The organism is Variovorax sp. ISS6 (assembly GCF_056523145.1).
Window position 1 is genome coordinate 1,725,660 of record NZ_JAWRZC010000002.1, and the last position, 23,122, is coordinate 1,748,781.

Annotated in this window: 28 protein-coding genes; 15 read left to right on the forward strand and 13 right to left on the reverse strand. The window is 68.9% G+C overall.

What is annotated here, in order from left to right; all coding sequences use genetic code 11:
* Nucleotides 1-8 precede the first annotated feature (8 nt).
* The 6 genes from AC1HIL_RS39710 to wrbA all read right to left on the reverse strand — a co-directional run bounded on the left by AC1HIL_RS39710 (nt 9) and on the right by wrbA (nt 5,992).
* Complete coding sequence (locus AC1HIL_RS39710; RefSeq protein ID WP_413765611.1) at nt 9-992, reverse strand: Bug family tripartite tricarboxylate transporter substrate binding protein; 984 nt, start codon at nt 990-992, stop codon at nt 9-11.
* 28 nt (nt 993-1,020) lie between these two features.
* A complete protein-coding gene (locus AC1HIL_RS39715) occupies nt 1,021-2,796 on the reverse strand; it encodes an FAD-dependent monooxygenase (RefSeq protein WP_479672813.1) in 1,776 nt (591 codons plus the stop codon).
* A gap of 2 nt (nt 2,797-2,798) precedes the next feature.
* A complete protein-coding gene (locus AC1HIL_RS39720) occupies nt 2,799-3,389 on the reverse strand; it encodes a hemerythrin domain-containing protein (protein WP_057594193.1) in 591 nt (196 codons plus the stop codon).
* Between the two features lie 79 nt (nt 3,390-3,468).
* The gene (locus tag AC1HIL_RS39725) at nt 3,469-4,314 is read right to left on the reverse strand and encodes a helix-turn-helix transcriptional regulator (protein WP_479672814.1); all 846 of its coding nucleotides are present in this window, start codon (nt 4,312-4,314) and stop codon (nt 3,469-3,471) included.
* Between the two features lie 156 nt (nt 4,315-4,470).
* Nucleotides 4,471-5,319, reverse strand: coding sequence for an IclR family transcriptional regulator (locus AC1HIL_RS39730; protein ID WP_057594191.1), 849 nt, complete (start codon nt 5,317-5,319; stop codon nt 4,471-4,473).
* Between the two features lie 55 nt (nt 5,320-5,374).
* Nucleotides 5,375-5,992 (reverse strand): NAD(P)H:quinone oxidoreductase, encoded by a 618-nt coding sequence (gene wrbA / locus AC1HIL_RS39735; RefSeq protein ID WP_057594190.1) that lies wholly within the window; start codon nt 5,990-5,992, stop codon nt 5,375-5,377.
* A gap of 134 nt (nt 5,993-6,126) precedes the next feature.
* Here wrbA and AC1HIL_RS39740 point away from each other — a divergent pair, with 134 nt between their 5' ends.
* Together AC1HIL_RS39740 and AC1HIL_RS39745 are read left to right on the forward strand one after the other, a co-directional pair.
* On the forward strand, nt 6,127-6,834 hold the full coding sequence (locus AC1HIL_RS39740) for an NIPSNAP family protein (protein ID WP_479669444.1): 708 nt from the start codon (nt 6,127-6,129) through the stop codon (nt 6,832-6,834).
* Nucleotides 6,834-7,433: an NAD(P)-dependent oxidoreductase gene (locus AC1HIL_RS39745; RefSeq protein ID WP_479669443.1), complete on the forward strand. Its 600-nt coding sequence runs from the start codon at nt 6,834-6,836 to the stop codon at nt 7,431-7,433. Before AC1HIL_RS39740 ends, AC1HIL_RS39745 begins: the two co-directional genes overlap by 1 nt.
* An 18-nt stretch (nt 7,434-7,451) precedes the next feature.
* Here the strand turns inward: AC1HIL_RS39745 and AC1HIL_RS39750 are convergent, their stop codons facing one another.
* The gene (locus AC1HIL_RS39750) at nt 7,452-7,868 is read right to left on the reverse strand and encodes a DUF1801 domain-containing protein (protein ID WP_296726866.1); all 417 of its coding nucleotides are present in this window, start codon (nt 7,866-7,868) and stop codon (nt 7,452-7,454) included.
* Between the two features lie 99 nt (nt 7,869-7,967).
* Here AC1HIL_RS39750 and AC1HIL_RS39755 point away from each other — a divergent pair, with 99 nt between their 5' ends.
* Nucleotides 7,968-8,546, forward strand: a complete 579-nt coding sequence (locus AC1HIL_RS39755) for a hypothetical protein (RefSeq protein WP_479669441.1) — start codon at nt 7,968-7,970, stop codon at nt 8,544-8,546.
* A 4-nt stretch (nt 8,547-8,550) separates the two neighbouring features.
* Here AC1HIL_RS39755 and AC1HIL_RS39760 read toward each other — a convergent pair whose 3' ends face one another.
* The 3 genes from AC1HIL_RS39760 to AC1HIL_RS39770 are packed head-to-tail and all read right to left on the reverse strand — an operon-like array spanning nt 8,551 to nt 10,887.
* Nucleotides 8,551-9,744 (reverse strand): MFS transporter, encoded by a 1,194-nt coding sequence (locus AC1HIL_RS39760; RefSeq protein WP_479669440.1) that lies wholly within the window; start codon nt 9,742-9,744, stop codon nt 8,551-8,553.
* Nucleotides 9,741-10,559 (reverse strand): SDR family NAD(P)-dependent oxidoreductase, encoded by an 819-nt coding sequence (locus tag AC1HIL_RS39765; protein ID WP_203206908.1) that lies wholly within the window; start codon nt 10,557-10,559, stop codon nt 9,741-9,743. The genes AC1HIL_RS39760 and AC1HIL_RS39765 overlap by 4 nt, the downstream gene beginning before the upstream one ends.
* 4 nt (nt 10,560-10,563) lie before the next feature.
* Complete coding sequence (locus AC1HIL_RS39770; protein ID WP_057594183.1) at nt 10,564-10,887, reverse strand: 2Fe-2S iron-sulfur cluster-binding protein; 324 nt, start codon at nt 10,885-10,887, stop codon at nt 10,564-10,566.
* An 87-nt stretch (nt 10,888-10,974) separates the two neighbouring features.
* Between AC1HIL_RS39770 and AC1HIL_RS39775 the strand changes: the two genes are divergently transcribed.
* The 7 genes from AC1HIL_RS39775 (at nt 10,975) to AC1HIL_RS39805 (ending at nt 15,052) form a co-directional block, all read left to right on the forward strand.
* Nucleotides 10,975-11,973 carry a quinone oxidoreductase family protein gene (locus tag AC1HIL_RS39775; protein ID WP_479669439.1) on the forward strand — a complete coding sequence of 333 codons (999 nt, stop codon included), beginning with the start codon at nt 10,975-10,977 and terminating at the stop codon, nt 11,971-11,973.
* 103 nt (nt 11,974-12,076) lie between these two features.
* Nucleotides 12,077-12,442 carry a VOC family protein gene (locus AC1HIL_RS39780; RefSeq protein WP_479669438.1) on the forward strand — a complete coding sequence of 122 codons (366 nt, stop codon included), beginning with the start codon at nt 12,077-12,079 and terminating at the stop codon, nt 12,440-12,442.
* Between the two features lie 24 nt (nt 12,443-12,466).
* Nucleotides 12,467-13,108, forward strand: coding sequence for a hypothetical protein (locus AC1HIL_RS39785; RefSeq protein WP_479669437.1), 642 nt, complete (start codon nt 12,467-12,469; stop codon nt 13,106-13,108).
* 159 nt (nt 13,109-13,267) lie between these two features.
* Nucleotides 13,268-13,678, forward strand: a complete 411-nt coding sequence (locus AC1HIL_RS39790; protein ID WP_479669436.1) for a hypothetical protein — start codon at nt 13,268-13,270, stop codon at nt 13,676-13,678.
* Nucleotides 13,679-13,898: 220 nt separating this feature from the next.
* Nucleotides 13,899-14,174 carry a hypothetical protein gene (locus tag AC1HIL_RS39795; RefSeq protein ID WP_479669434.1) on the forward strand — a complete coding sequence of 92 codons (276 nt, stop codon included), beginning with the start codon at nt 13,899-13,901 and terminating at the stop codon, nt 14,172-14,174.
* A gap of 34 nt (nt 14,175-14,208) precedes the next feature.
* Entirely contained in the window at nt 14,209-14,631 is a 423-nt protein-coding gene (locus AC1HIL_RS39800) for a GNAT family N-acetyltransferase (protein ID WP_479669433.1), read from the forward strand.
* A 139-nt stretch (nt 14,632-14,770) separates the two neighbouring features.
* Complete coding sequence (locus AC1HIL_RS39805) at nt 14,771-15,052, forward strand: hypothetical protein (protein ID WP_479669432.1); 282 nt, start codon at nt 14,771-14,773, stop codon at nt 15,050-15,052.
* Nucleotides 15,053-15,485: 433 nt separating this feature from the next.
* Here the strand turns inward: AC1HIL_RS39805 and AC1HIL_RS39810 are convergent, their stop codons facing one another.
* Together AC1HIL_RS39810 and AC1HIL_RS39815 are read right to left on the reverse strand one after the other, a co-directional pair.
* A complete protein-coding gene (locus tag AC1HIL_RS39810) occupies nt 15,486-15,986 on the reverse strand; it encodes a hypothetical protein (RefSeq protein ID WP_479669431.1) in 501 nt (166 codons plus the stop codon).
* Nucleotides 15,987-16,211: 225 nt separating this feature from the next.
* Nucleotides 16,212-16,721, reverse strand: coding sequence for a DUF1993 domain-containing protein (locus AC1HIL_RS39815; RefSeq protein WP_479669430.1), 510 nt, complete (start codon nt 16,719-16,721; stop codon nt 16,212-16,214).
* A gap of 482 nt (nt 16,722-17,203) precedes the next feature.
* Between AC1HIL_RS39815 and AC1HIL_RS39820 the strand changes: the two genes are divergently transcribed.
* The gene (locus AC1HIL_RS39820; protein WP_479669429.1) at nt 17,204-17,473 is read left to right on the forward strand and encodes a hypothetical protein; all 270 of its coding nucleotides are present in this window, start codon (nt 17,204-17,206) and stop codon (nt 17,471-17,473) included.
* A 95-nt stretch (nt 17,474-17,568) separates the two neighbouring features.
* Here the strand turns inward: AC1HIL_RS39820 and AC1HIL_RS39825 are convergent, their stop codons facing one another.
* Complete coding sequence (locus AC1HIL_RS39825; protein ID WP_479669428.1) at nt 17,569-18,420, reverse strand: LysR family transcriptional regulator; 852 nt, start codon at nt 18,418-18,420, stop codon at nt 17,569-17,571.
* Nucleotides 18,421-18,515: 95 nt separating this feature from the next.
* Here AC1HIL_RS39825 and AC1HIL_RS39830 point away from each other — a divergent pair, with 95 nt between their 5' ends.
* The 4 genes from AC1HIL_RS39830 to AC1HIL_RS39845 all read left to right on the forward strand — a co-directional run bounded on the left by AC1HIL_RS39830 (nt 18,516) and on the right by AC1HIL_RS39845 (nt 23,114).
* On the forward strand, nt 18,516-19,397 hold the full coding sequence (locus AC1HIL_RS39830; protein ID WP_479669427.1) for a DMT family transporter: 882 nt from the start codon (nt 18,516-18,518) through the stop codon (nt 19,395-19,397).
* An 88-nt stretch (nt 19,398-19,485) separates the two neighbouring features.
* Entirely contained in the window at nt 19,486-20,664 is a 1,179-nt protein-coding gene (locus AC1HIL_RS39835) for an alpha/beta hydrolase (protein WP_479669426.1), read from the forward strand.
* Between the two features lie 4 nt (nt 20,665-20,668).
* A complete protein-coding gene (locus AC1HIL_RS39840) occupies nt 20,669-21,907 on the forward strand; it encodes an MFS transporter (RefSeq protein WP_479669425.1) in 1,239 nt (412 codons plus the stop codon).
* A gap of 31 nt (nt 21,908-21,938) precedes the next feature.
* Nucleotides 21,939-23,114, forward strand: coding sequence for an acetyl-CoA acetyltransferase (locus AC1HIL_RS39845; protein WP_479669424.1), 1,176 nt, complete (start codon nt 21,939-21,941; stop codon nt 23,112-23,114).
* The last annotated feature ends 8 nt before the right edge of the window (nt 23,115-23,122 follow it).

Consider the following 23,122-nt stretch of genomic DNA (forward strand, 5'->3'; position numbering starts at 1 on the left):
GGCCGCCGTCATTCGGCCTTGATGCCCCGCTCCCGCACCACGCGGCCCCACTTCACGGTCTCCGACTGGATGTACTGGGTGAACTGCTCGGGCGTGCCGCCCACCGGGTCGATGCCCGCCTCGCCGAGCTTGCGCCGGATCTCGGCCGGCGCGATGGCCTTGAGATAGGCCGCCTGCAGTGCCTGCACCACGGCATCGGGCGTGCCGGTGCGCACGCTGAAGCCCTGCCAGCCCTCGACCTCGAAACCCTTCACGCCCTGCTCTGCCACGGTCGGCACCTCGGGATAAGCCGCGATGCGCTTGGCGCCGGCCGCGGCGATCGGGCGCAACCGGCCCGACTCGATATGCGGCCGCGCGGTGGCGCGGTCGAGGAACATCAGGCCCACCTGGCCGCCCAGCAGGTCCTGCACCGCGGGCCCGCCGCCCTTGTAGGTGATGGCGACCAGCTTCATGCCGGTCTCGCGCGCCAGCAACTCGGTGGCGAGGTGGTGCGTGGTGCCCACGCTCGGCGAGGCGTAGTTCAGGCCCTCGGGGGTGCGCGCGGCCAGCGCGATCAGTTCCTGCAGGTTGCGCACCGGCAGGGTGTTCGGGTTGACGACCAGCAGGAAGTCGAACTTCGCCGTCATGGTCACGGTGCGCAGGTCCTTGAGCGGGTCGTACGACAGCTTGTCGAACATCGCCGGGTTGACCGCGTAGGTGGTCATGTCGCCGAGCAGGAAGGTGTGGCCGTCGGGCGCGAGCTGCTTGGCCACGGCGGTCGCGCCGATGATGCCGGAGGCGCCGGGGCGGTTGTCCACGATCACCGGCTGGCCCAGCACCTCGCCCATGCCGGGCGCGACCAGGCGCGCGAAGAAGTCGGTGCCGCCGCCGGCCGGGTAGGGCACGATCAGGCGGATCGGCTGGCTGGGCCAGTTGCCTTGGGCGGCGGCGCCGAAGGCCGCGGGGGCCAGGGCGCCGGTGGCCAGGAGCGAAAGCAGGGTGCGTCGTTGCATGGTGGCTGTCTCCTCGTTCGTTGGAATATCAGGCCGCGAGATCGCGTTGCAGGATCTTCGCGAAGGCCGCTGCGAGCTGGCCGTGCGCGTTGTTGCCGCGGCCCATGGCGCGCCAGGCCACGTGCTGGTCGGGCCGCACCAGGATCGCGCCGTCCGACGAGACGCCGCGCAGGCAGCGCCAGGTGCCCTCGATGTCGCGCACCGCGGCCGTGTCGTGGATCTCGACGATGTCCACCGGCAGGCCGGCGCCATGCGCCAGCGTGGCCGCGGCATCGGCCCAGGCCGAGCCCTGGCGGCCGGTCAGCAGCGTGAAGCGGCCCGGGCGCACCAGGTCGAGCGTGGAGATCTTCTGGCCGTCGCGCTCTAGCCAGGCATGCGGCAGCCGGTGGCCGGGCCGGGTGGTGGGCACGTAGGTCTGGCCCAGCGGATCGCGCTCGGGCGTGGGCGTGCCGTCGGGCATGACGGCGCCGAGGTCGTAGTGGTAGCCGAGTTCGATGTCGTGCGCCTGCCATTCCATGCGCTGCACTTCCATGATCTGTGCCAGCCGCGCGCGCCGCGTGCGGCCCTCGGCGTCGTCGGCGAAGTAGCGGCGAAAGTTCGCCTGGCTCAGCTCGGCGTTGCCGCGCACCAGGCCGATGCCGGCATCGGTGAGCTGGTGGTTCTGGAAGGTCATCAGCGCCCACTGGATGTTGAACGCGGCCACCGGGCGGCGCTCGGCTTCGTAGCTGTCGAGCAGGCTGTCGTGCGCCTCGCCCTTGAGCACCGCCGCGATCTTCCAGGCCAGGTTGTGCGCGTCCTGGATCGCCGAGTTCAGGCCCAGGCCGGTGGTCGGCGGATGGCGGTGCGCGGCATCGCCCGCGAGCAGCGCGCGGCCCCAGCGGTAGCGGTCGACCAGCACGCCCTCGACCGTCCAGTGGCCGATGCCGATGATGTCGGGATGCAGGTCCGGGATCTTGAGCAGCTCGCGCATGCGCGGCAGCAGCGACGACTCCTCGAAGCGGGACGGGTCGTCGGGCCGGAAGCTGAAGTGGAACATCCATTCCTCGGAATGCCGGCCGAAGCGCGTGGGCCCGAGCTGGCCCAGCACGCCGCTGGCCCAGGAGCCGCCCTCGGGGTTGACGAACCAGGTGGTCATCGAGTGGTCGTCGTCCCAGTACTTCGAGAGGTCGGCGCGGAAGTAGACCGTGACCATGTGCGCGAGGTCGGTCGCACCGCTCATCACCGCGCCCAGCGTCGGGCCCACGGTCTTGCCGCCGTCGGCGCCGATCAGGTACTTCGCGCGCACGCGGTACTCCTCGCCGCTGTCGCGGTCGAGCACGCGCGCGGTCACGCCGTTCTCGTCCTGCTCGAAGGACTGCAGCTGGTGGTGATAGCGCACCTGCGCGTTCGCCTCGGCCGAGGCCAGCTCGCGCAGCAGCGGCTCCATGCGCACCTGCGGGTAGAGCGTGGATTCGCAGGGGCTGTCCTTCGCATAGTCCTGCGCGAGCGAGCCGCCGCCGAAGGATTCGATGCGGTAGAAGGTGCGGCGGTCGAGCTCGCCGTCGCCGGCCAGCGTGGTGCACCAGCGGATGTGCGAGATGTGGGCCAGCGGCATCGAGCGTTCGTAGACGCGCTCGGCCACCTCGAACTGGCGCAGCAGCTCCATGGTGCGCTGGCTGATGTAGCGCGCCTTGGGCAGCCGGCCCGGCGCCGGATGGCGTTCGATCAGCAGGCTGGCGATGCCCTGGCGCGAGAGGAACAGCGAGGCCGCGAGGCCGCAGCCTCCGCCGCCGACGATGAGAACGGGAACGTCGATGTCTTGCATGGTCATTTCTGGAGCGTGGGATCGGGGCAGGAGGTGCGGGCGGTGATGCGCGCGAACAGCGCGCGGTGGCCCTGCGTCATCGCGGCATCGGTGTCGCCGCGCTGGCGTGCCAGCGCCTCGGCGAGTTCGCGCCAGTCGGCGGGCGAGAGGTAGTCGGCGGCCACGGGCAGCACATAGCTTTCCTCGACCTCCATGTGGCCGAGGTAGACGGTCGAGTGCGTGTGCAGCAGCAGCTGGAAGGATTCGCGGTGCACCTCGCCCATCAGCTCCCAGGCGGTCAGCGCATGCTCGAGCTCGCGCACCGAGGATTCGCCGCGCTCGTGCTCGGCCTCGAGCCGCGCCAGCACCGGGCGCAGCGCCGGGCAGCGTTCGCGGATCTTCGGGAACAGCAGCTCGCTCTCGCTCGCGTGGTGCATGCGCGCGGGCATCTCGTCGAGGTAGAACAGCATGGCGCGCAGCTCGTCGAAATCGGGCCGGCGGGCCGAGCGGCGCGCCTGCTCGACGCTGTCGCCCAGTGCCCGCAGCACCGTCGCGAGGGCCTGGTGATCCTCGAGGATCAGCTGGACGGCGGAGGGTTGGAGCAGGGGCGGCATCGGTGCGACTCGGGCATGGCCTCATTGGGGCACAGCCGGGCGCCGGGGTCAGTCCCGCTGCAGGGGACGCTCGACGGGGCTAGTGCAGCGCGCGCGAGGCCATGGTCTGGAAGCGCTCCGCGCTCCAGCGGCCCCAGCGCGCGAGATACCAAGTCAGCAGCTCGCGTTCGCTGCCGATCACCAGCCGCTGGTAGGCGCGCTTGCGGTAGGTCTTCACGGTCTCCTCGCTCACCGCGAGGTCGAGCGCGATGCCGACCGACGACAGCCCGTAGAGGATGCGCGCGCAGACCTCGGCCTCGCGGCGCGGCAGCGGGCTGGTCGCCACGATGCAGTTCTCGATCTCGTCGAGCGTGGTCAGCGCTTGCGCCACGTCGGGCCGGCTCTGGCAGACGTCGGCATGCTTCGAGAGCATCGCCAGCAGCAGCTCGGCCGCCTGCGCGAGGCGCTCGATGCCGTCGTGCGCGAACGGCGTGTGCGGGTCGGCGCGCAGCACGCTGAGGCCGAAGGCGCCGTTGGTGCCGCGGCCGCACAGCAGGATGCGGTCGCGCACGTGCGGGTAGACGCGCGGGCGCAGATCGTCGTACTCGTGGTCGCTGAAGTCGACGTGGATGATGGTCGCGGCCGCGCCGTCGACGCGGCGCTGCGCCTCGGTCATCGCCGGGTCGTGCTTCCACAGGCCCTGCTTGACGTAGCTCTCGACGCGGTCGCGCGCGGTGCGCTCGGGCTGCACGCAGCAGGCCGCCACTTCGCGCAGCTCGTCCTGGCCGAGGCGGAAGGCCGCGAAGTGATCGGCGCCGCACAGCGCATGCAGGTAGTTCGCGAGCGCGGGCGCGAAACGCTCGCTGCCCATGCCGTCGACCAGGCGCGCGAGCTGCGCTTCCGAGGAGGAGGCGGCCGCGGGCCGGTCCTGGATCATCACCGTCATCATCGTTGTCTCCTGGGGTACCGCCAGGCGCCTTCGGGGCGCCAACTGCCCGGACTTCTGTGTTCCGGGCAGGTTTCAAATTCCGTAATCAGATTACGCTCATCGAAATCCTGACTGTGTGAGGAGAAACCCTCCGCTGCGCTGCGGCAGGCGGTTTCAGCCCCAGCCCATGCGGCGCGAAACGTCCTCGGCGCGCGCCGACAGCACGGTCGCCACATGGCCGTCGAGCCGGGTGTCGATCAGGCCGGCCGAGCCCATCACGGTCATCACGCCGGCCACCGCGCCCGCGTGGTCGAAGATCGGTGCCGACACGCCGTGCAGCCCCGGATTGAGGTCGCCCTGGATGCGCGCGAGCTTGCGCTTGCGCACCGACTCGAACAGCGTCTCGACATCGGCGCGCGTCATCTTCCCGGCGGCCGGGTTCGGCGTCGCGCCCGGATGCGGCACGCCCGACAGCTCGCGGTCGATCAGCGGCGCCGTCACCGAGGCCGGCAGGTAGGCTCCGAAGATGCGGCCGGTGGAGGAGGTCAGCATCGGCATCACCGAGCCGGGGCGGCCGCTGATGATCAGCGCGTCGTTGGTCTCCTCGAAGCGCACGAAGGTCGGCCCGGCCGCGCCCCAGACCGCGAGGCCGACGGTGAAGCCGAGTTCGTCGCGCAGCTCGCCCAGCGTGGGCGAGGCCACCTGCACCACGTTGAGCCGGCGCAGTGCCGCGAGGCCCAGCCGCACCGCCAGCGGCCCGAGCCGGTAGCCGCCGCTGGCGGCGTCGCGCTCGGCCAGCCCGCTGCGGCAGAAGCTCACGAGGTAACGGTGCGCCTTCGGCGGCTGCATCTCGGCGCGCTCGGCCACGGTCTTGAGCATCAGCGGCGCGCCGGTGTCGATCAGCGCGGACAGCACGCGCACCGCGGTGTCGACCGCCTGCACGCCGCCCGCGTCCTCGTCGCCGGCGCCAGGGCCCGTGCCGTTCGTCTCGTCGGCGCCATGGCCGGACTTCGCATCTTTCATGGGGGAGGGCGGGACCATCCGCACGAGACTAGCACGGGCATCGGAACCGCCTGCCTCAGCCGGCGGCCTGTGCGCGGGCCGCCGCCAGCACGCCCGCGAAGCGCGCGAGCCGCTCGCCCTGGTAGCGCGCGGCGTCGAGCTTCTCCGCGGGCAGGCCCTGGCCGCGGCCGTCGCTGAAGCTGCTGCCGTAGGGGTTGCCGCCGGCCGCCGGGATCCGCTTGTCGGTGTAGCCCACCGGCACGATGACCGAACCCCAGTGATAGAAGATGTTGTGCAGCGCGAGCAGCGTCGATTCCTGCCCGCCGTGCAGGTTGCCGGCCCCCGTGAAGGCGCCCGCCACCTTGTCCTGCAGTCCGCCCGCGGCCCACAGCGGGCCCAGCGTGTCGATGAACTGCTTGAGCTGCGCGGCCGGCAGGCCGAAGCGCGTGGGCGTGCCGAACACGAAGCCGTCGGCCCAGGAGAGGTCGTCGGGCGTGGCCTCGGGCACCTCGCGCGTGGCCTCCAGGTGTTCCTTCCAGGCCGGCTTGGCATCGATGGCCTCGGCGCCCGCGAGTTCGCGCACCTTGCGCAGGCGCGTTTCGGCGCCCATGGCGCGCGCGCCTTCCTCGATGGCCTGGGCGATGCGCCAGGTGTGGCCGGTGCTGCTGTAGTAGACGATGGTGAGCTTGGCCATGGTGCGCGGGTCGGGTTGTTGTAGTAGTTGCGGGCGCGGTGCCCGCCGCCGGCCAGCATAGGCAGCGCCCCGCGCGCGGTATGCCCCCCTGCGGCGGGACAGACAGCCGCCGTGCCATGGCTATGGTGGCGGCCATGATCCACGAACTGCGTCTTTACTCGGTGGCACCGGGCCGCATGGCCGACGTGCACGACCGCTTCAACCACCATTTCCCGGCCCTGTTCGAGAAGCACGGCGTCGACTGCGTCGCGCGCTGGCAGGCCGTGGCCGGCCCCGACGCACCGCGCTTCGTCTACCTGATGGCCTACCGCGACTACGCGCACCGCGAGGCCGTGTGGGCCAGCTTCTATGCCGACGCCGAGTGGTGGCGCGTGCGCGCCGAGACCAACGCGGGCCACGAGATGGTGGAACGCCACGACCTGTTCTTCCTGAAGCCGAACGTCGCCTGGCCGGCGCTCGCGGGAGCCGACGCCGCCGTGCCGGTGGGCGGCCTGCACGAGCTGGTGCAGCAGCAGATCGCGCCCGGGCAGAACGCCAACGCCAATGTGTTCCTGCACGAGACCTGGCTGCCGCGCGTGCGCGAGGCCGGCGCGCGCGTGCTCGCCGTGTGGGACATGGCGGCCGGCGCCGGCATGCAGAAGGTCGTGCTGCTCTACGCCTGGCCCGACGCCGCGGCCTGGCATGCGGGCCGCCAGCGGCTGGATCGCGATGCCGCGCTGCAGGCCGAGTTCGGAGCGCAGCGCGCGCGCCATGGCACGGCGCTGTTCCAGCGCGCCGAGGTCAACCTGCTCGAGCCCGCGCCGGGCGCGACCATCCGCGCCGGGCTGGGCCGCATCGCCTGATGGCGCCGCTGAAGATCGCGCTGGTGGGCGGCACCGGGCGCGTGGGACGGCATGTGGCGCTCGAGGCCGCGCGCCGCGGCCACCTGCTGCGGCCCTTGCCGCGCGCCGAGTTCGACGTGTTCGATGCGGAGGCGCTCGCGCGAGGCTTGCAGGGGCAGGACGTGTTGGTCAGCGCCTATGGCGCGCCGGCCGAGGTGGCGCCGCTGCTGGTGCGCGCCACGGCCTCGATGCTGCAGGCGGTGCGCACCGCGGGCGTCGCGCGCATCGTCACCGTGGGCGGTGCGGGCGGCCTTGCGGTGGCGCCGGGCCGGCGGCTGGCCGACACGGCGGACTTCCCGGCCGAACTGCTGCCGAAGGTGAGGGCGCACGAGGAAGCGGTGGCCCTGCTCGCCGCCTCGGGGCTCGACTGGACCTGCCTGGCGTCCGCCGCGCGCATCGCGCCGGGCGAGCGCAGCGGCCGCTACCGTTGCGCGGTCGGGGCGCTGGTCAGCGATGTGCACGGCCGCAGCGGTATCTCGTATGCGGACTTCGCCTGCGCGCTGGTCGACGAGCTCGAGGCCCGGCGGTATCCGCGGCAGCTGGTGGGCATCGGCGACTGAGCTTTCGTCCGCGGCGGGCTATGCCGGGCGCTTCGCCTTCGCCGCCTTCTTCGTCACGTTGAACGCCACCGCTTCCTGGAACAGCGCCTTGAAGGCCTGCGCATCGACCGTCTCGCCTTCGCCGATGTCGATCGCGCGCCGCGCATTGCCCTCGAGGCTCGCGTTGAACAGGCCGGCCGCATCCGCGAGCGAGGCGCCCTTGGCGAAGGTCAGCTTCACCTTCCCCTTGTACGACTCGCCGGTGCAGACGATGCCGTCGTGCGACCAGGTCGGCGTGCCCATCCACTTGAGTTCCTCGACGATCTCCGGATCGGCCTCCTTGATCAGCTGCCGCATGCGGCCCAGCGTCTGGGTGCGCCAGTCGCCGAGCTCGGCGATCTTGCGGTCGATCTGCTCCGAGATCGGGAGGTCCGTCTTCGAATCCGGCTTCGTCATTCGTGCTGCTCCTGGTTCTTGTCGTTGCCCTTCGCGATGGCCGCGCGTGGGCGAGGAACGCATTCTGCATAGGGACGCGGCGAACGCGAAAGACGGCGCGTGGCGGTGCTCGCCACCGGGAACGGCGCACATGGAAGTACCCTGCGGGTGATGACCGAGAAAAACACCGTCCCCTTGGCCTGGCACGTCGATGTGCGCGCCTCGTCCGACGGCACGCATCGCTTCTGCCAGGTCCGCCTCGACACCGGAGCCGGCGAGATCGGCGACCCCGATGTCTGGTCGGTCGTCGGGCTGGTCCAGGCGGCGATCGACGACATGCTCGAGAGAACGGCGCGGCAGGCCTTGCTGCCCGGCGTGGCGCAAGCGCCGGCCGAAGACCTGTTCGCCGATCTCGCCGCCTGGCACCGTGGAGAAGTGCACCTCGCATTCGCCGTCGCCGGCACCGATTCGCGCCCTTATTCCGCGCTGCCCGAGGCAACCGAACTCTTCGATGGCGAGGAAGCCTACCTCGTGCGCCTGGAGGGCGGCGCGGCGCGACTGCTGTGGCGCGACCACGTGTCGGAGGATGCGCGCGCAATCGTGGTCGACTTCGAGGACTGGCGCGCGGGCTGGCTGCGCGTGCGCGAGGAGATCGGGCGCGACGGCGGGCAACGCACGGTGCGCCGGGACAGCGTGTGAGTGCTCAGCCGGCCGGGCGCGGATTCGCCGCCGCCCGCTGCCGCAGGCTCAGCGCGAAGCCCACGCCGATCGCCAGCAACGCGGCCGCGCAGGCCAGGAACACCGGCCGCGTGCCGATGCGGTCCACCGCCGCCGAGGCCACGGCCACCCCGAGCGCGATGCCGAGGAACATGGTGGAGGCGAACAGGCTGACCGCGGTGCCGCGCAGCGCGGGCACCATCTGCGTGGCATGGGTCTGCAAGGTGCCGTGCAGCGCGTAGAAGCCCAGGCCCGCCACCAGGCAGGCCGGCAGCGCCAGCGCCCAGTGCTGGCCGAGCGCGAGCACCAGCCAGCCCAGCCCCAGCGCGATGCCGCCGCCCAGCACCAGCCCGCCTTCGCCGAACACCGCCAGCAACCGGCGCGCCGCGAAGGCATAGAAGAAGCCGCCCACGCCATAGAGCACCACCACGCCCGCCGCGCTCGAGAGCCCGAGGCCGTATTCGCGCACCAGGAAGGCCGGCAGGAAGGCCAGGCCCGAGAAGGCGAAGGCGCCCTCGGCCATCACCACCAGCAGCATCCAGCGCGCCCAGGGCTCGGCCAGCACGCGCAGGATGTCGCGCAGATGCCCATGGCCATGGCCGGAGGGCGCGCGCACCGGCTCGGCGCGCACCTCGCGGTTCAGGCTGATCGCGAGCCCGCCGACGCAGAACACCACGGCCAGCAGCGCGAACACCGCGCGCCAGCCCAGCCATTCGGTGAGCACGCCCGACACCCACTGTCCGGCGATCATCCCGCCCAGCGACAGCATCAGGAAGCGCGCCAGCACCGGCTGCCGCTCGGCGTAGGGCACGGTGTCGCCGACCCAGGCCAGCACCAGCGCGATGATGCCGGCCGCAGCGGCACCGGCGAGGAAGCGCGCCACCACGAGCATCTCGAGGCTCATCGCCGCCAGCGCGAGCAGGTTGCCGGCCACGCAGCCCAGCGCCGCGAAGCCGATGGTGCGGCGCTTGCCGAAGCGGTCGCCGAGCGGGCCGAACAGCAGCTGCAGCAGCCCATAGGCCACCGCGTAGACCGACACCGTGAGCGCCGCGCGGCCGGTGGTGACGCCGAAGGTCTGCGCCAGCGCGGGCAGCATCGGGTCGCAGACGCGCATCATCGCGCTGCTGCAGCAATGCACCGTGGCCAACGCCGCCAGGCCACCGGGCCGCACGCGGGTCATCGGGCCTGCGCGTCCTGCTTCTCGAAGCCGGGGCGGGGAATCAGCGACAGCCAGGCGGTGCTGAGGCCGCCGTCGACCAGCAGGTCCTGCCCGTTCACGTAGCCCGAGCGCGGGCTGGCCAGGAAGGCCACCACCTCGGCGATGTCCTTCGGTCCGCTGATGCGTCCGGCCGGCACGATCGCCTCGCGCTTCGCGAGCACCTCGGGCTGGGTGTAGATGCCCTCGGTGAGCGGCGTGCGCACCATCGCCGGGCTCACCACGTTGCTGCGGATGCGGTGCTCGCCGAGCTCCACCGCCAGCAGCTGCGACAGCATCTTCACGCCCGCCTTGCTGATGCTGTAGGGGCCGCTGTAGGGCTGCGGCACGCGCCCCGAGATCGAGGCCACGTGCACCATACTGCCGCCGCCCGCGGCGATCATCTGGCGGCCGAAGGCCTGCGCGCACAGCAGGAAGCCGTCGAGGTTCACCGCCATCAGCCGGTGCCAGCGCTCGATGTCGATGTCCATCAGCGCCGCGGCGTAGATCGTGGCCGCGTTGTTCACCAGCACGTCGCAGCGCCCGAGCTCGCGCTCGACCGCGGCCGCGGCGCGTTCCACGTCGGCCTTGTCGGTGATGTCGCAGCCCAGCGCGATCGCGCGCGCGCCGCTTTCCGCGATGTCGGCCGCGGCGCGGGCCGCGCCCGCCTCGTCGCGGTCGAGCAGCGCCACCCTGGCGCCCACCGACGCGAGTTCGCGCGCGATCTCGATGCCGATGCCGCCGGCCGCGCCGGTGACCACGCAGACCTTGTCTTCCAGTTGCAGCCAGTTCGCGGTCATGGCGTCAGACCTGCGGGTTGGCGATGCGCAGCACCAGGCCGTCGAGCGCCGCGCTCATCACGAGCTGGCACGAGAGCCGGCTCGTGGCCTGGCGCGGCGCGGCCGTGTAGTCGAGCATCTGGTCCTCGGTCGAGGCCATGGCGGGCAGTGCGTCCGCGGGGCCGTCTTCCACGAAGACATGGCAGGTGGCGCAACTGAGCGAGCCGCCGCAGTCGCCGACGATCTCGTCGATGCCGTGGTCGCAGGCGGCGCGCATGAGGTTGGTGCCGACGGGAACGTCGACGTCGCGGCGGGCGCCGTCGGCGCAGATGAAGGTGGCCTTGGTCATGGCGCCACTGTCGGGCGCGCTCGTCCTGGTGTCAGTCCCCTCGGAGGGGACGGGCGCGACGGGCGCCGCGTGCGCACACTCGGCGGCATGCAATCCATCGCCATCCATCGCCACGGCGGGCCCGAGGTCCTCGAAGCCCTTGACCTCGAACTCCCTCCGCCCGCGCCGCGCCAAGTGCGCGTGCGCCACACCGCCATCGGCCTCAACTTCTCCGACATCAACGTGCGCAACGGCGGTTTCTACCTCGGCCGCGGACCGCGCTTCCCCGTCATCCTCGGCAACGAGGCCGCCGGCGTGGTGGAGGCCGTGGGCGCCGAGGTCACCGAATGGCGCGCGGGCGACCGCGTGGCCTATGCCGGCACCGGCGGCCTGTTCTTCCAGGACACGGGCGCCTACGCCGAGGCGCGCAACCTGCCGGCCGACTGCCTGGTGCGCCTGCCCGACGACATTGACGACCGCCAGGCCGCCGCCATGCTGCTCAAGGGGCTGACCGCCTCGGTGGTCATCCACCGCTGCCACCGGCCGCAGCCCGGCGACACCATCCTCGTGCATGCCGCCGCGAGCGGCGTTGGCAGCCTGCTCGCGCAATGGAGCCATCACCTGGGCGCCACCGTGATCGGCACCGTCGGCTCGCAGGCCAAGGCCGAGTTCGCGCGCGCGCACGGCTGCGACCACACCATCCTCTACCGCCAGGAGGATTTCGTGGCCGCCACCAAGCAGCTCGCGCCGCAGGGCCTGGCGGCCGTCTTCGACGGCGTCGGCAAGGACACTTTCATTCCTTCCTTCGACTGCATGCGCCCCTTCGGCGCCGTCGTGAACTACGGCAACGCCTCGGGCCCCGTGCCGCCCTTCGACCTGATGCTGCTGGCGCAGAAGGGCTGCCTCGCGCTGCACCGGCCGGGCTTCGGTTTTCATGCCATCACGCCGGAGACTCGGGCCCAGGCCTGCGGAGAGCTGTTCGACCTGGTGCGCAGCGGCGCGCTGAAGGTCGAGGTGAGCCGGACCTATGCGCTGGCCGATGCGGCGCTGGCGCATGCGGACGTGGAGCAGGGGAGGACGGTGGGGTCGGTGTTGTTGATTCCGTGAAGGGAGCGGTGCGCGGTCGCCGCTGACGATGTTGCTTGTCCTTGATCGAGGCACGCGTTTAGGATGCCGTTCGACCGCACCACACAGCCCTGGGGGAGGCACCATGGAACTTCACACCGCGCGAATCTTCGTCCAGAACCTCGGCGATGCCGCCCGTTTCTACGAACAGACGCTGGGCCTGCCACTGAAGGCCGATGGGCGCGAACATGGCTACTGCGTGTTCGGCGCGGGGCCGTTGAGCCTGGTGGTCGAACGCGTCGACGCGGACGCCCCGACGGAAGACCAGGTGCTCGTGGGACGCTTCACGGGGTTGTCCTTCGACGTGACGGACATCGACGCGAAGTACAAGGAACTCTCGTCGCTCGGCGTCGCGTTCAGCGGACTTCCCGAGCGGCAGCAATGGGGCGGGATTCTCGCGACGCTGCGCGACCCGGCGGGCAACGAGATCCAGATCGTGCAGCAGCCCTGACGACCCGACCCAAGGAAAGAAAACGTGCCGAAGAAATTCTTCAACCTGCGCTTCGACAGCGAATCTCCTCAGGACTCCGTGGGCGGTGCCTATCTGGCGCCCGAGGGCCAGGGGCTGCCGTGTTGCACCCAGTGCGATCGGCAGATGATTCCCTTCCTCCAGTTCACGCTCCCTCGCGCGGCCGAGCTGCCGTTTGTCGAGGGAAGCCGGCTGTCGGTGCTGATGTGCCCCGAGCACAACGAGATCCCGAGCTTCGAGTCCTTCGAGGCGCTGCCGCCGGCCTATTGGGACCAGGGCGAAGGCCACTGGTTCGCATCGCTCGAGAAGCCGCGGGTCATGCATCGTGTGCCCAGTCCCCCCGTTCTGCAGACCGCCGAGCTCGTGGTGGCCGATGCGCCCGACGACGAGTACTACCGCATCGCGGTGGGTGGCGAGCCCGAATGGGTGCAGGACGAAGAACGCTTCACCTGTTCGTGCGGTTCGCCGATGGAATTCGTGTGCCAGGTCAGCGACAGCTTCCAGTTTCTCAAGCTGCCCGATGCACCCGAGCAGCCCGACGGTTCTTCGGCCCGAGGCTATGTGCTCTTTCTGGGCAACGAGGTCTACGTGTTCGCATGCGCGCGGCAATGCGACCCGCAGGCCGTGTGGGTCACGGTGCAGAACTGATCGCGCCCTCTCTGCGCTTGCGCGCAGCCGTGGCCTCTGCCTAGCCGCCCGAGCGCCGTCGTCCTACCTGCTCGCCACCCCTGTTTTCCTAGAGTGCATTCACTGCAGCCGCACAGGGCGGCTCGGTGACAAAGACACTCAACCAGACAGGGGCCTCTCATGAAAAAACATCTTCTCGTTCTCGCCATCGCATCGTCCTTCTTCGCCATGGGCGCAGCCAACGCGGCCGACGGCATGACCAAGGACCAGTACAAGGTCGCCAAGGAAAAGATCGAGGCCGACTACAAGGTCGCCAAGGCCCAGTGCGACACGATGAAGGACAACGCCAAGGACGTTTGCGAGAAGCAGGCCAAGGGCACGGAGAACGTGGCCAAGGCCGAACTCGAACAGCAATACAAGCCCACCGCCGGCCACGCCAAGAAGGTCGCGGAAGAGAAGGCCACGGCCACCTACGAAGTCGCCAAGGAAAAGTGCGATGACCAGTCGGGCGATGCCAAGAGCGCTTGCGTGAACCAGGCCAAGGCCGATCACGACAAGGCCAAGGTCGACATCAAGGCCATGAAGGGCTGATGAACGCCGCTTGATGCGGGCCAGCGTCCTCGTGTTCTCCCCGCCATGCGTTCGGTCGGATGCGGGTTGACACCGAGGTAGTTGGGACTACGCCGGCAACAAGGCGCTCCGTGCGAACGGGGCGCCTTGTTGCTTTTGGGCGCATGAAGTTTCGAGGTGTCGCCTTGGCGGCCATGTGGCACGATGCGCGCAGGGAAGCATGAACACGAGGAGACCACCCATGCCACTGCTGCAACGCCTGCGCGGAGAACCCGCATTCACGATACCGTGCCTCGGCCGAACCTTGACGCTGTATCGGCAAGGCTCACGACTCGGATTGGTCACCGGTCTGGGGGCCATCGCTGTGTTCAACCTGCCCTGGCATCTAGTGCCAGGAGGCGCGGAAGTGGTCCGGCCCTTGGTGGCGGTTGTCGGGGCCTACTTCGCCGCGACGCTCATCGCGTCGCGTGCGCCGGCCGGTACGGACGCATCGGACGCCGCTTCGCGGTGGCTTTGATCGGGGTCGCCGGTCGGAAGCTGGTTGTCGGCCCATGAGCAACTTCGAGATCTACACCCCCACGGCCGAAGAAGTCCACTCGGGCGAGTTGGGACGCCGCATGCGCCAGTTCAACTACCGCTTTGTCGGTGAGTACGGGCAGGTGCAGCCGGTCTGGGTCAGTGCCAAGGACGACGCGGGTGGGCTCGTGGGTGGGTTGCGCGGATTCGTTTTTCTCCAATGGCTGAACGTGGAGCTGCTGTTCGTGGATGACGCGGCTCGGGATCGAGGCCTGGGCGGAAGGCTGCTCGCGACGGCGGAAGAGAAAGCCCGCGAGCTGGGTGCCCGCAATGCGACGTTGAACACCTTCGAATGGCAGGCGCGTGAGTTTTATCTCAAGCAGGGCTATGAAGAGTTCGGGCGGATCGATGACTACATCCAGGGTTTCTACGTGGCGTACATGAAGAAGGCGCTGTAGTCATAGTGCTTGCTGACCATGCTTGGAATTCATTGGATGAGCGAGCGTGAAGCACATAGGGCAGGTCGAAGTGCGGATTCCATTTCGGCAACGCCGACTTCAATGATCAGGCCTGTTGCAACCCAAACCGAAGTGGCGCATGGGATCTGAAATCGTCGTGCTGTTTGCGCCTCTTGGCGTGCTGAGCCTTGCATGCCTTGTCTACGGATTTCGCGCCCCGGGTCAGCGCCTGTCCACTTTCGCATGGTTGCTCGCCACGTTGCTGGCAAGCCTCGGGGTCATTTCGTTTTCGGGCGGGAGCATCACCATATTCTCAGTCGTTGGAGGGCTGTTGCTGACGTTGGCAGCCGTGATCGCGGTCTTGGTATCGGCTGCGACTGCTGTGGCGAGGACGGCTCGTTCATTTCGTGATCGTGATTAATCAGAGAGCGCCTGCTACCAGTCTTGGTCTTATTTGTCCATTCGCCACCCACGCCACCTATCAAATGGACCGCTCATCCTGAGCTTTCCAAGCTCGAGTCGTTCTTTGGGACTGTCAGCGTGTCCGAGTACGCCAGCACGACCGAAGACTGGCACCATGACATCCGTCGTTTTGATTGTTCCCCCCGGGAGAAGACCATGCGGCTTGCCGCTTGGCTTCGGCAGATGGGGCGATTTCTTTCGATTATTCGGTGGCCGGTATGGCGAGTGGACCGCTCCCGACTCGTATAGAACCTCGGTAATGTTGAGGTCAGTCTTGGTGGCTCGGCTGTCAGCGTCAATGGGAAAATTGGCAAGCCTCCGGCAATGTCCGGAGCTATCGACACCGCGCGCCATACAACTTGCCAACTGCTTTGATGCGGATCTGTGTAGCCTCAGGTATTTCGCAAGTTGGCATCTGGCAAGCTATAGATCAGTGTGTGGAGTCGCCCAGCGGGACCATACGTCGCATGGAGGCGACGCTTCTGACTGACTTCCCACCTGTCTGCCCCTATCTTCCCATCGTTTGTCCGCCGAATCCATTCAGGCTCGCCCAGCTTCTTTCTCGCCGATCCAGAGTCATCGGAGAATGTCAGACCAAAGGGTAAAGCGTGGCTGTATTGGGAATAACCATCTACGCCGTCGGAGTAGAAGAAGATAACGTTGAAGAAAAGAGGACCAACTCTGAGTGGTTGATCTGCTATTCCTAGAAACCATGCTTCGTCCGTGAATGAAAACGCGACTCCTGCTGCCGGGCGCTCGATGTAGGCTCTGAAATCATCCTCTGGAAGTTCGAGTTCGGAAGTCAAGTCAATATCGAGATTAGTGAACGCCGTTTGCACGTCTAGGGACGTGGCCGAAAGTCCAAGAACTGGATACAAGGTTTCTACGTTCATTTTTCATCTCATGGTAGCCGTAGGTTGGCAGACAACGTCAAACGCCCGCAACGAGTCGGCTGCGTAATTCACAGCCTCACGCAACAGACATTCGGTCAGCGTTGACCAGCCGCCAAGCAAATTAAGGCTCGATAGAGCATCCATCCACAGTCACCCGAAATCGTGCAGCGACGGAGGCTCTAGTTGCTATGGAGCGGCAGTGGCCCGAGTTCTATCTGTCTTGGGTCAGTAGGCACCCATGTAGTCACGCTTACCGACCTCAACACCGTTGTGGCGCAAGATGGCATAGGTGGTGGTCACGTGGAAGAAAAACTGCGGCAGTCCGTAGTGCAGAAGATATGCATTTGCGGTCAGCTTCTTTTCCTTGGGGGTGCCAGGGCGCAATACGATCTCGCGGCTTTCGCTTGAATCAAATTGCTGAGGCTTGAAGGAGCCGATGTGGGCCAAAGCTTTGGCGATCAACGCTTGCAGGTCGGCGAAGCTGACCTCGGTGTCGGGCCAGGACGGCACCTCGGCACCAGCCAGGCGGGAGGCAATGCCTTTGGAGAAGTCCGCGGCGATCTGTACCTGACGTACCAGCGGAAACATGTCAGGGAACAGCCGCGCCTGCAGCAGCGCATTTGGATCGATGTTCTTCTGCGTCGCGTGGTCTTCGGCCTTCTTGAGCACGTCGGACATGGCGCGCAGCATCTGCTGCATGACGGGGATGGAGGCGTTGTAGAGCGGGCTGGTCATAGTGAGTTCAGTTCTGAAATTCGGCGCGATGGCCGGAGTTGGCGTGGCAGAGGTCCTGCCGACCATGTGAGGCTAACAGCACAGGGTGAACTGAATCGACCCGGCTTATGGGGCCGGCTTTTCTTCCGGCGCTCACGCCGATCGGGACCGGCCCGCCACTGCCTCTTCGAGGTCCGCGCTCCGCGCATCGCGGAAGCTGCATTTGTTGGCGGTTGCCGCGACTTCGTGTCGAGCGGCAAGGCAACCCGCCCACTTCTTCCCTAGAGTGGATGCCCCTCTCACTCGCGACCCCACCTAGGGAAGCAGAAAGGCGCAACCCACCAATCCTCCGAGATGTTCAAAGACTGCCCGCCTCGCGGCAGGTCGTCGTTGCCAAAGCAGCGATGCAGATGCGAGGTATCAAAAGGCGACGGCCAGGGTGTTAGAGCACCCCAGCCGTCTAACCAAGTTCGTGCAACACCCTAGAAAGGAAACGCACAAAAATGGCTACCAAGACTATAGCCCGGCGTCGCACGCCGGTATCTTCCGGAGAAACCGCCCAAAACCCGGCGGATCTCCTCGAAAACGCTCTCTCCCAACTCGAAGCGCTTCTGTGGGCCTCCCACGGAAAGGACATCGATTGGTGCAGCGGCGAAGGGCCTCGCCACCTGGACAACCTGCTCTGGCTCGCGGCGGAGCTCGCTCGCAAAGCCGGGGAGCTGTTTCAGTTGAGCGAGACGGCGCGACGTGGCGCGCTCGAGACTGGCGGGTAAGGGCCGGTCTGCGGGCCGCGATTTCGCGGCCCGCTTAGGAGACAGGTCCTATCCTGTCCTCGCTATTCGCAAGGGCTGCCAACTGATCGCGCCAGTCAGAGCGCAATGGCCCCCGCGATGTGATCCGCCAACAACCCAGCCGCCCGCGACAGACCAGTCGCCCGATGCAGCCGTATATCCGCCCCAGGCAACCGCGGCATGCCATCGCGTTCCGACAGCGCCCGCAGCCTCGGCGGAAAGGTGCCCGACTTCACCACCGTCACCGCCAGTCCCTGCGCCGCGATGGATTCCACGGCTGCGAGGCTGTGGCTCACGAAGGCCAGTCGCCATGGTCGCCCCGACGCATCGAGCGCCTCGGTCGCCCATTGGCGGAACAGGCAGCCCTGCGGATAGAGCGCAACCGGCAGCGGGTCCTGCGATTCCACCGATTGAGAAACGGCCGTGGCCCAGACCGCCTGTTCGCGTCGCAGCAACTCGCCGCCGCCCTGGCCTTCGGGATGCATCGCGATCACGAGGTCGAAGTCTTCGCCCAGCCGCTCGGGCATGCGCGCGGTCAGGCCGGTCTCCATCTCGATGTGGATGCGCGGGTACGCGGCCACGAAGCTGGCGAGCACGGGCGGCACGACGAAGCTGCCGTAGTCGTCCATGACGCCGAGCCGCACGCGGCCCTCGACCTTGTGCTGCTGCAGATGGCCCACCGCCTCGTCGTTGAGCAGCAGGATGCGGCGCGCATAGCCGAGTAGGCCCTCGCCCGCGAGGCTCAGCTCGACGTTGACCTTGGTGCGGTGAAAGAGCGCGGTGCCCAGCCGCTCCTCGAGCCGCTTGATCTGCATGCTCACGGCCGACTGCGTGCGGTTCAGCGCGGTTGCCGCGCGCGTGAAGGAGCGATGGTCGGCCACGGCCACGAAGGCCTTCAGCAGCTCGGGGTCGAGCGTCGGGATGCTCATTCGATTTGTTGATCAGGGCGACCAAATAAATTCCATTGATTGATGATAGAGGGCTGCCTACGCTGCTGTCACTTCATCGACAAGGGAGCACGAGCGTGGGAGAACTCTTGGGCATCGCGGCCGCGATGCTGTCCAGCGCGCTGGGCGGCGCCGCGGTGGGCGCAACGCGCTATGTCGCGGGCGCCATCGATCCAGTGGCGCTCGGCGCCTTCCGCTTCGGCATCGGCTTCTGCCTCTTGCTGCCGATGGCGCTGCTGCGTTCCGGCGAGTCGTGGCCCGCGCCGCGCGACTGGCCTGCGGCCGCCGGGCTGGGGCTGCTGTTCTTCGGTCTGTTCCCGCTGCTCTTCAATGCCTCGCTGCACCACACGACCGCCGCGCGCGGCGCGCTGGCGCTGTCAGCGCTGCCGTTGCTCACCATGGCCGTGGCGGGCCTGCTGCGCGTCGAGCCCTTCACGCGGCGCAAGACGGTCGGCGTGCTGGTCGCGATGGCGGGCGTGGGGCTGGCGCTGCTGTCGGGATTGCGCACCGCACCGCCCGATGCCTGGCGCGGCGACCTGCTGATGCTCGCGGCCGCGCTGTGCATGGCGTTCTACAGCGTGGGCTCGCGCCCGCTGATCCGTCGTTCGGGGCCGCTGACCTTCACCGCCTTGGCGATGGCGGTCGGCGCGCTGTGCCTCACTGGTATCGCCTGGCAGGGCGGAAGCTTCGCGCCCGTGGCTTCCTTCGGCACGGCCCAGTGGCTGGCCATCGCCTACCTCGGCGTGTTCGGCGGTGCGATCGTCTTCTTCCTCTGGGCTTTCGCGCTGGGCCGCACCACGCCCACGCGCGTGGCGATCTCGGTGACGGTCAATCCGGTGGCGGCGGGGCTGGTGGGCGCCTGGCTGCTGGCGGAGCCGCTGCGGTGGAACCTTGTCGCGGGGCTGCTGGCCGTGCTGGCGGGGATCGTGATTGCGGCGACCGGGGCGGCGCGCGGGTAGGCCGATTGCGCACTCGGCCAGGTAGGCCGGGCCCCTGTACCTCCACCGGGGGACTGCCATCCCCCCCGCCCAGTCCTACATTCCCCCCATGACCGAGTCCTTCACCGTCCAGACCGAGTGGGTGCACCTCCAGTACGACGAGCACGCCGCCTTCACCGAGACCTACGGCTTCTCCGGCAACCAGGGCGCGGTGAACCTCGAGGCGATCCGCTTCCGGCCCGAGGGCCAGGCGTCCGACACGCTGATGGTCTTCATGCACCCAGCATCGACGCTGCAGCTGCTGCCGGTGCCGCGCGCGATGGCGGCCACCGGCGCGCACGTGCTGTGCGCGGGCAGCCGCTACCAGCGCAACGACACGGCGCTGATCATGGAAAAAGTGTTCCTCGACCTGAGCGCCTACATCCGCCATGCGAAGCAGGTCTGGGGCTACCGCCACGTGGTGCTGGTGGGCTGGTCGGGCGGCGGGGCGCTGGCGGTGAGCTACCAGGCCGAGGCCGAGGATCCGCGCATCACGCACACGCCGGCCGGCGACGCGGTCGATCTCAAGGGCAAGGGACTGATCCCGGCCGACGCGGTGATCTACCAGGCCGCGCACCTCTCGCGTGCGCACCTGCTGGCCGAGACCATCGATCCCTCGGTGAAGGACGAGCTGAACCCCGACGACCGCGACGTCGAGTTCGACATCTACGACCCGCGCAACCCGAACCAGCCGCCGTATTCGCCGGCCTACATCCAGCGCTACCGCGTGGCGCAACTCGACCGCATGCGCCGCATCACGGCCTGGGCGCGGTCGAAGCTGGCCGAGCTCCAGGCGCGCAACACCGGCGAGATGGAGCGGCCCTTTCTCGTGCACCGCACGCTGGCCGATCCGCGCTTTCTCGATCCCACGCTCGACCCCAACGACCGCCGGCCGCGCTGGTGCTATATGGGCAATCCCGAAACGGTGAACTCCGGGCCGGTCGGGCTCGCGCGCTTCACCACCTTGCGCAGCTGGCTGTCGCAATGGTCGCTCGACGATTCCTGCGGCAACGGCCTCGAAGGCGCGCGCCGCATCCGCGTGCCGCTCCTGGTGATCGAGAACAGCGCCGACGACGCAGTGCCGACCACGCATCCCAGGATGCTGTTCGAGGCCGCGGCCTCGCCCGACAAGCTCTTTCGCGTGGTGAAGGGCGCGACCCACTACTACGCCGGCCAGCCCGAGCTGCTGCAGGAAGCCACGGCGCTGATCCGCGGCTGGCTGCAGGAGCGCGAACTGCTCGAGCGCTGAGTCCGTGAAGACCGGCACGGCCGCCGTCGCGGCGATGGGGCCGGCGCTGGTCGTCGGCGTGGTCACGCTCTCGACGGCGGTCCAGCCGCTGGGCACCGACCTCTACCTCGCGGCGCTGCCCGCGATCCGCAACGAGTACGCGGCGCGCGTGGGCGTGGTGCAGCTCACGCTCGCGGTGCTGGTGTTCAGCTTCGGATTGAGCCAGCTGCTGTGGGGCCCGGCTTCCGACCGCTTCGGCCGGCGGCCGGTGCTGGTGGCGGGCTTCCTGCTGTACGCGGTGGGCGCCGCGGTGGGCGCGATGGCGCCGAACATAGAGGTGCTGATCGCCGCGCGCGCGGCGCAGGGCCTGGGCATCGCGGCCTGCATGGTCTGCGGCCGCGCGATCGTGCGCGACCTGTTCGAGCAGCAGCACGGCACGCACGTGATGACGGTGGCGATGTCGGTGCTGGCCTGCCTGACGATGCTGATCCCCGTGACCGGCGCGCTGCTGGCCCAGACCCTGGGCTGGCGCGCCACGCTGTGGTCGATGGCGTTGTGCGGCCTGGCCGGCGCGCTGCTGGTGCTCGCGCGCGTGCCCGAGACCGCGCGCTCGCTCAAGCCCGATGCGCTGCGCCTCGGCCCGTTGCTCGCGGGCTATGCGCGCATCGCGCGCGATCCGGCCTTCCAGTCGTGGACTTTGCTCAACGCCTTCGGCTACGCGGCCAACTTCGGTTTCTTCTCGAGCTCGGCCTATCTCTTCATCGAAACCTTCGGCGTCTCGCGCGTGGGCTTCGGCCTGGTGATCGGCGGCGCCTCGGTCACCTACCTCGCGGGCACCATGCTGTGCCGGCGCTGGATCGCGGCGCACGGCATCGTGACCTCGGTGCGGCGCGCGGGCTTCCTGTCGCTGCTGGCGGCGCTGGTGCTGGTGGTGCCGCAGCTTGCCGGTGCGCACACGGCCGGCACGCTCACGGCGGGCCTGTGGCTGATGCTGCTGGCCTACGGTATCCACCAGCCCTGCGGCCACGTCGGCATGGCCACGCCGTTTCCGCTGCAGGCCGGCGCGGCCTCGGCGCTCGGCGGCTTCATCTTCGCGGGCGCGGCCTTCCTCTGCGGCGGCTGGATGGGCCTGATGTACCGCAGCGGCAGCGCCGCCGTGCTGTCGCTCACCACGGGCGTGCTCGCGGCCGCGGCCGGCACGATCGCGCTGACCTTGGTACAACGTCATGGCCGGCCCGTGCCCGCGCGGCCCGCCGTGCCCTGAATCCCGCTTTCCATTCCTTCCAGGAGACATCATGCGCAACGACAACGCCTACATCGTCGGCTGGGGCCACACGCCCTTCGGCAAGCTCGACAACGCCGAGCTCGAGCAGCTCATCCGCGACGCCGTGCAACCCGCGCTCGACAGCGCGGGCGTGGCGCCCGAGGACATCGACGGCATCTTCGTGGGCCACTTCAACGCCGGCTTCGTCGGCCAGGACTTCACGGCCTCGCTGCCCGCGGTGGCCATGCCCGAGTTCCGCCACACGCCGGCCGTGCGCTGCGAGAACGCCTGCGCCACCGGCTCGGCCGCGATCTGGGCCGCGCTCGACGCCATGGCCGCGGGCCGCATGAAGCGCACGCTGGTGATCGGCATGGAGCGCATGAACGGCCTGCGCACGCCCGAGGTGGCGGCCACGCTGATCAAGTGCTCGTACGTGAAGGAGGAGGGCGCCGACCCGGCCGGCTTCGCGGGCATCTTCGGCGGCATTGCGAGCAACTACTTCGAGCGCTTCGGCGACCAGTCCGACGCGCTCGCGGCCATCGCGGCCAAGAACCACGCCAACGGCATGCACAACCCCTATGCCCACATGCGGCGCGACTTCGGCTTCGACTTCTGCCGCACGCCCTCGGACAAGAACCCCTTCGTGTCAGGGCCGCTCAAGCGTTCGGACTGCTCGCTGGTGTCCGACGGCGCGGCCGCGCTGGTGCTGTCGACCGAGCCGCTCGCGGGCGCCAAGGTGCCCGCGGTGCGCTGGCGCTCGCGCACGCAGGTCAACGACTTCCTGCCGATGTCGCGCCGCGATCCGACGAAGTTCGAGGGCGCGGCCATGGCGTGGAACAAGGGCCTGGCCTCGGCCGGCGCCTCGCTCGACGACCTGGGCTTCGTCGAGACGCACGACTGCTTCACCATCGCCGAGCTGCTCGAGTACGAGGCCATGGGGCTCGCGCCGCACGGCGAGGGCGCGCGCGTGATCCTCGACGGCGTGACGCGCAAGGACGGCCGGCTGCCGGTCAATCCCTCGGGCGGACTCAAGTCCAAGGGCCATCCGATCGGCGCCACCGGCGTGTCGCAGCACGTGATGGCCGCGATGCAGCTCTCGGGCACGGCCGGCGGCATGCAGGTCGAGCGCACGCGCATGGGCGCGGTGTTCAACATGGGCGGCTCGGCGGTGGCGAGCTACCTCAGCATCCTGGAGCCGGCCTCGTGAGTGCGGCG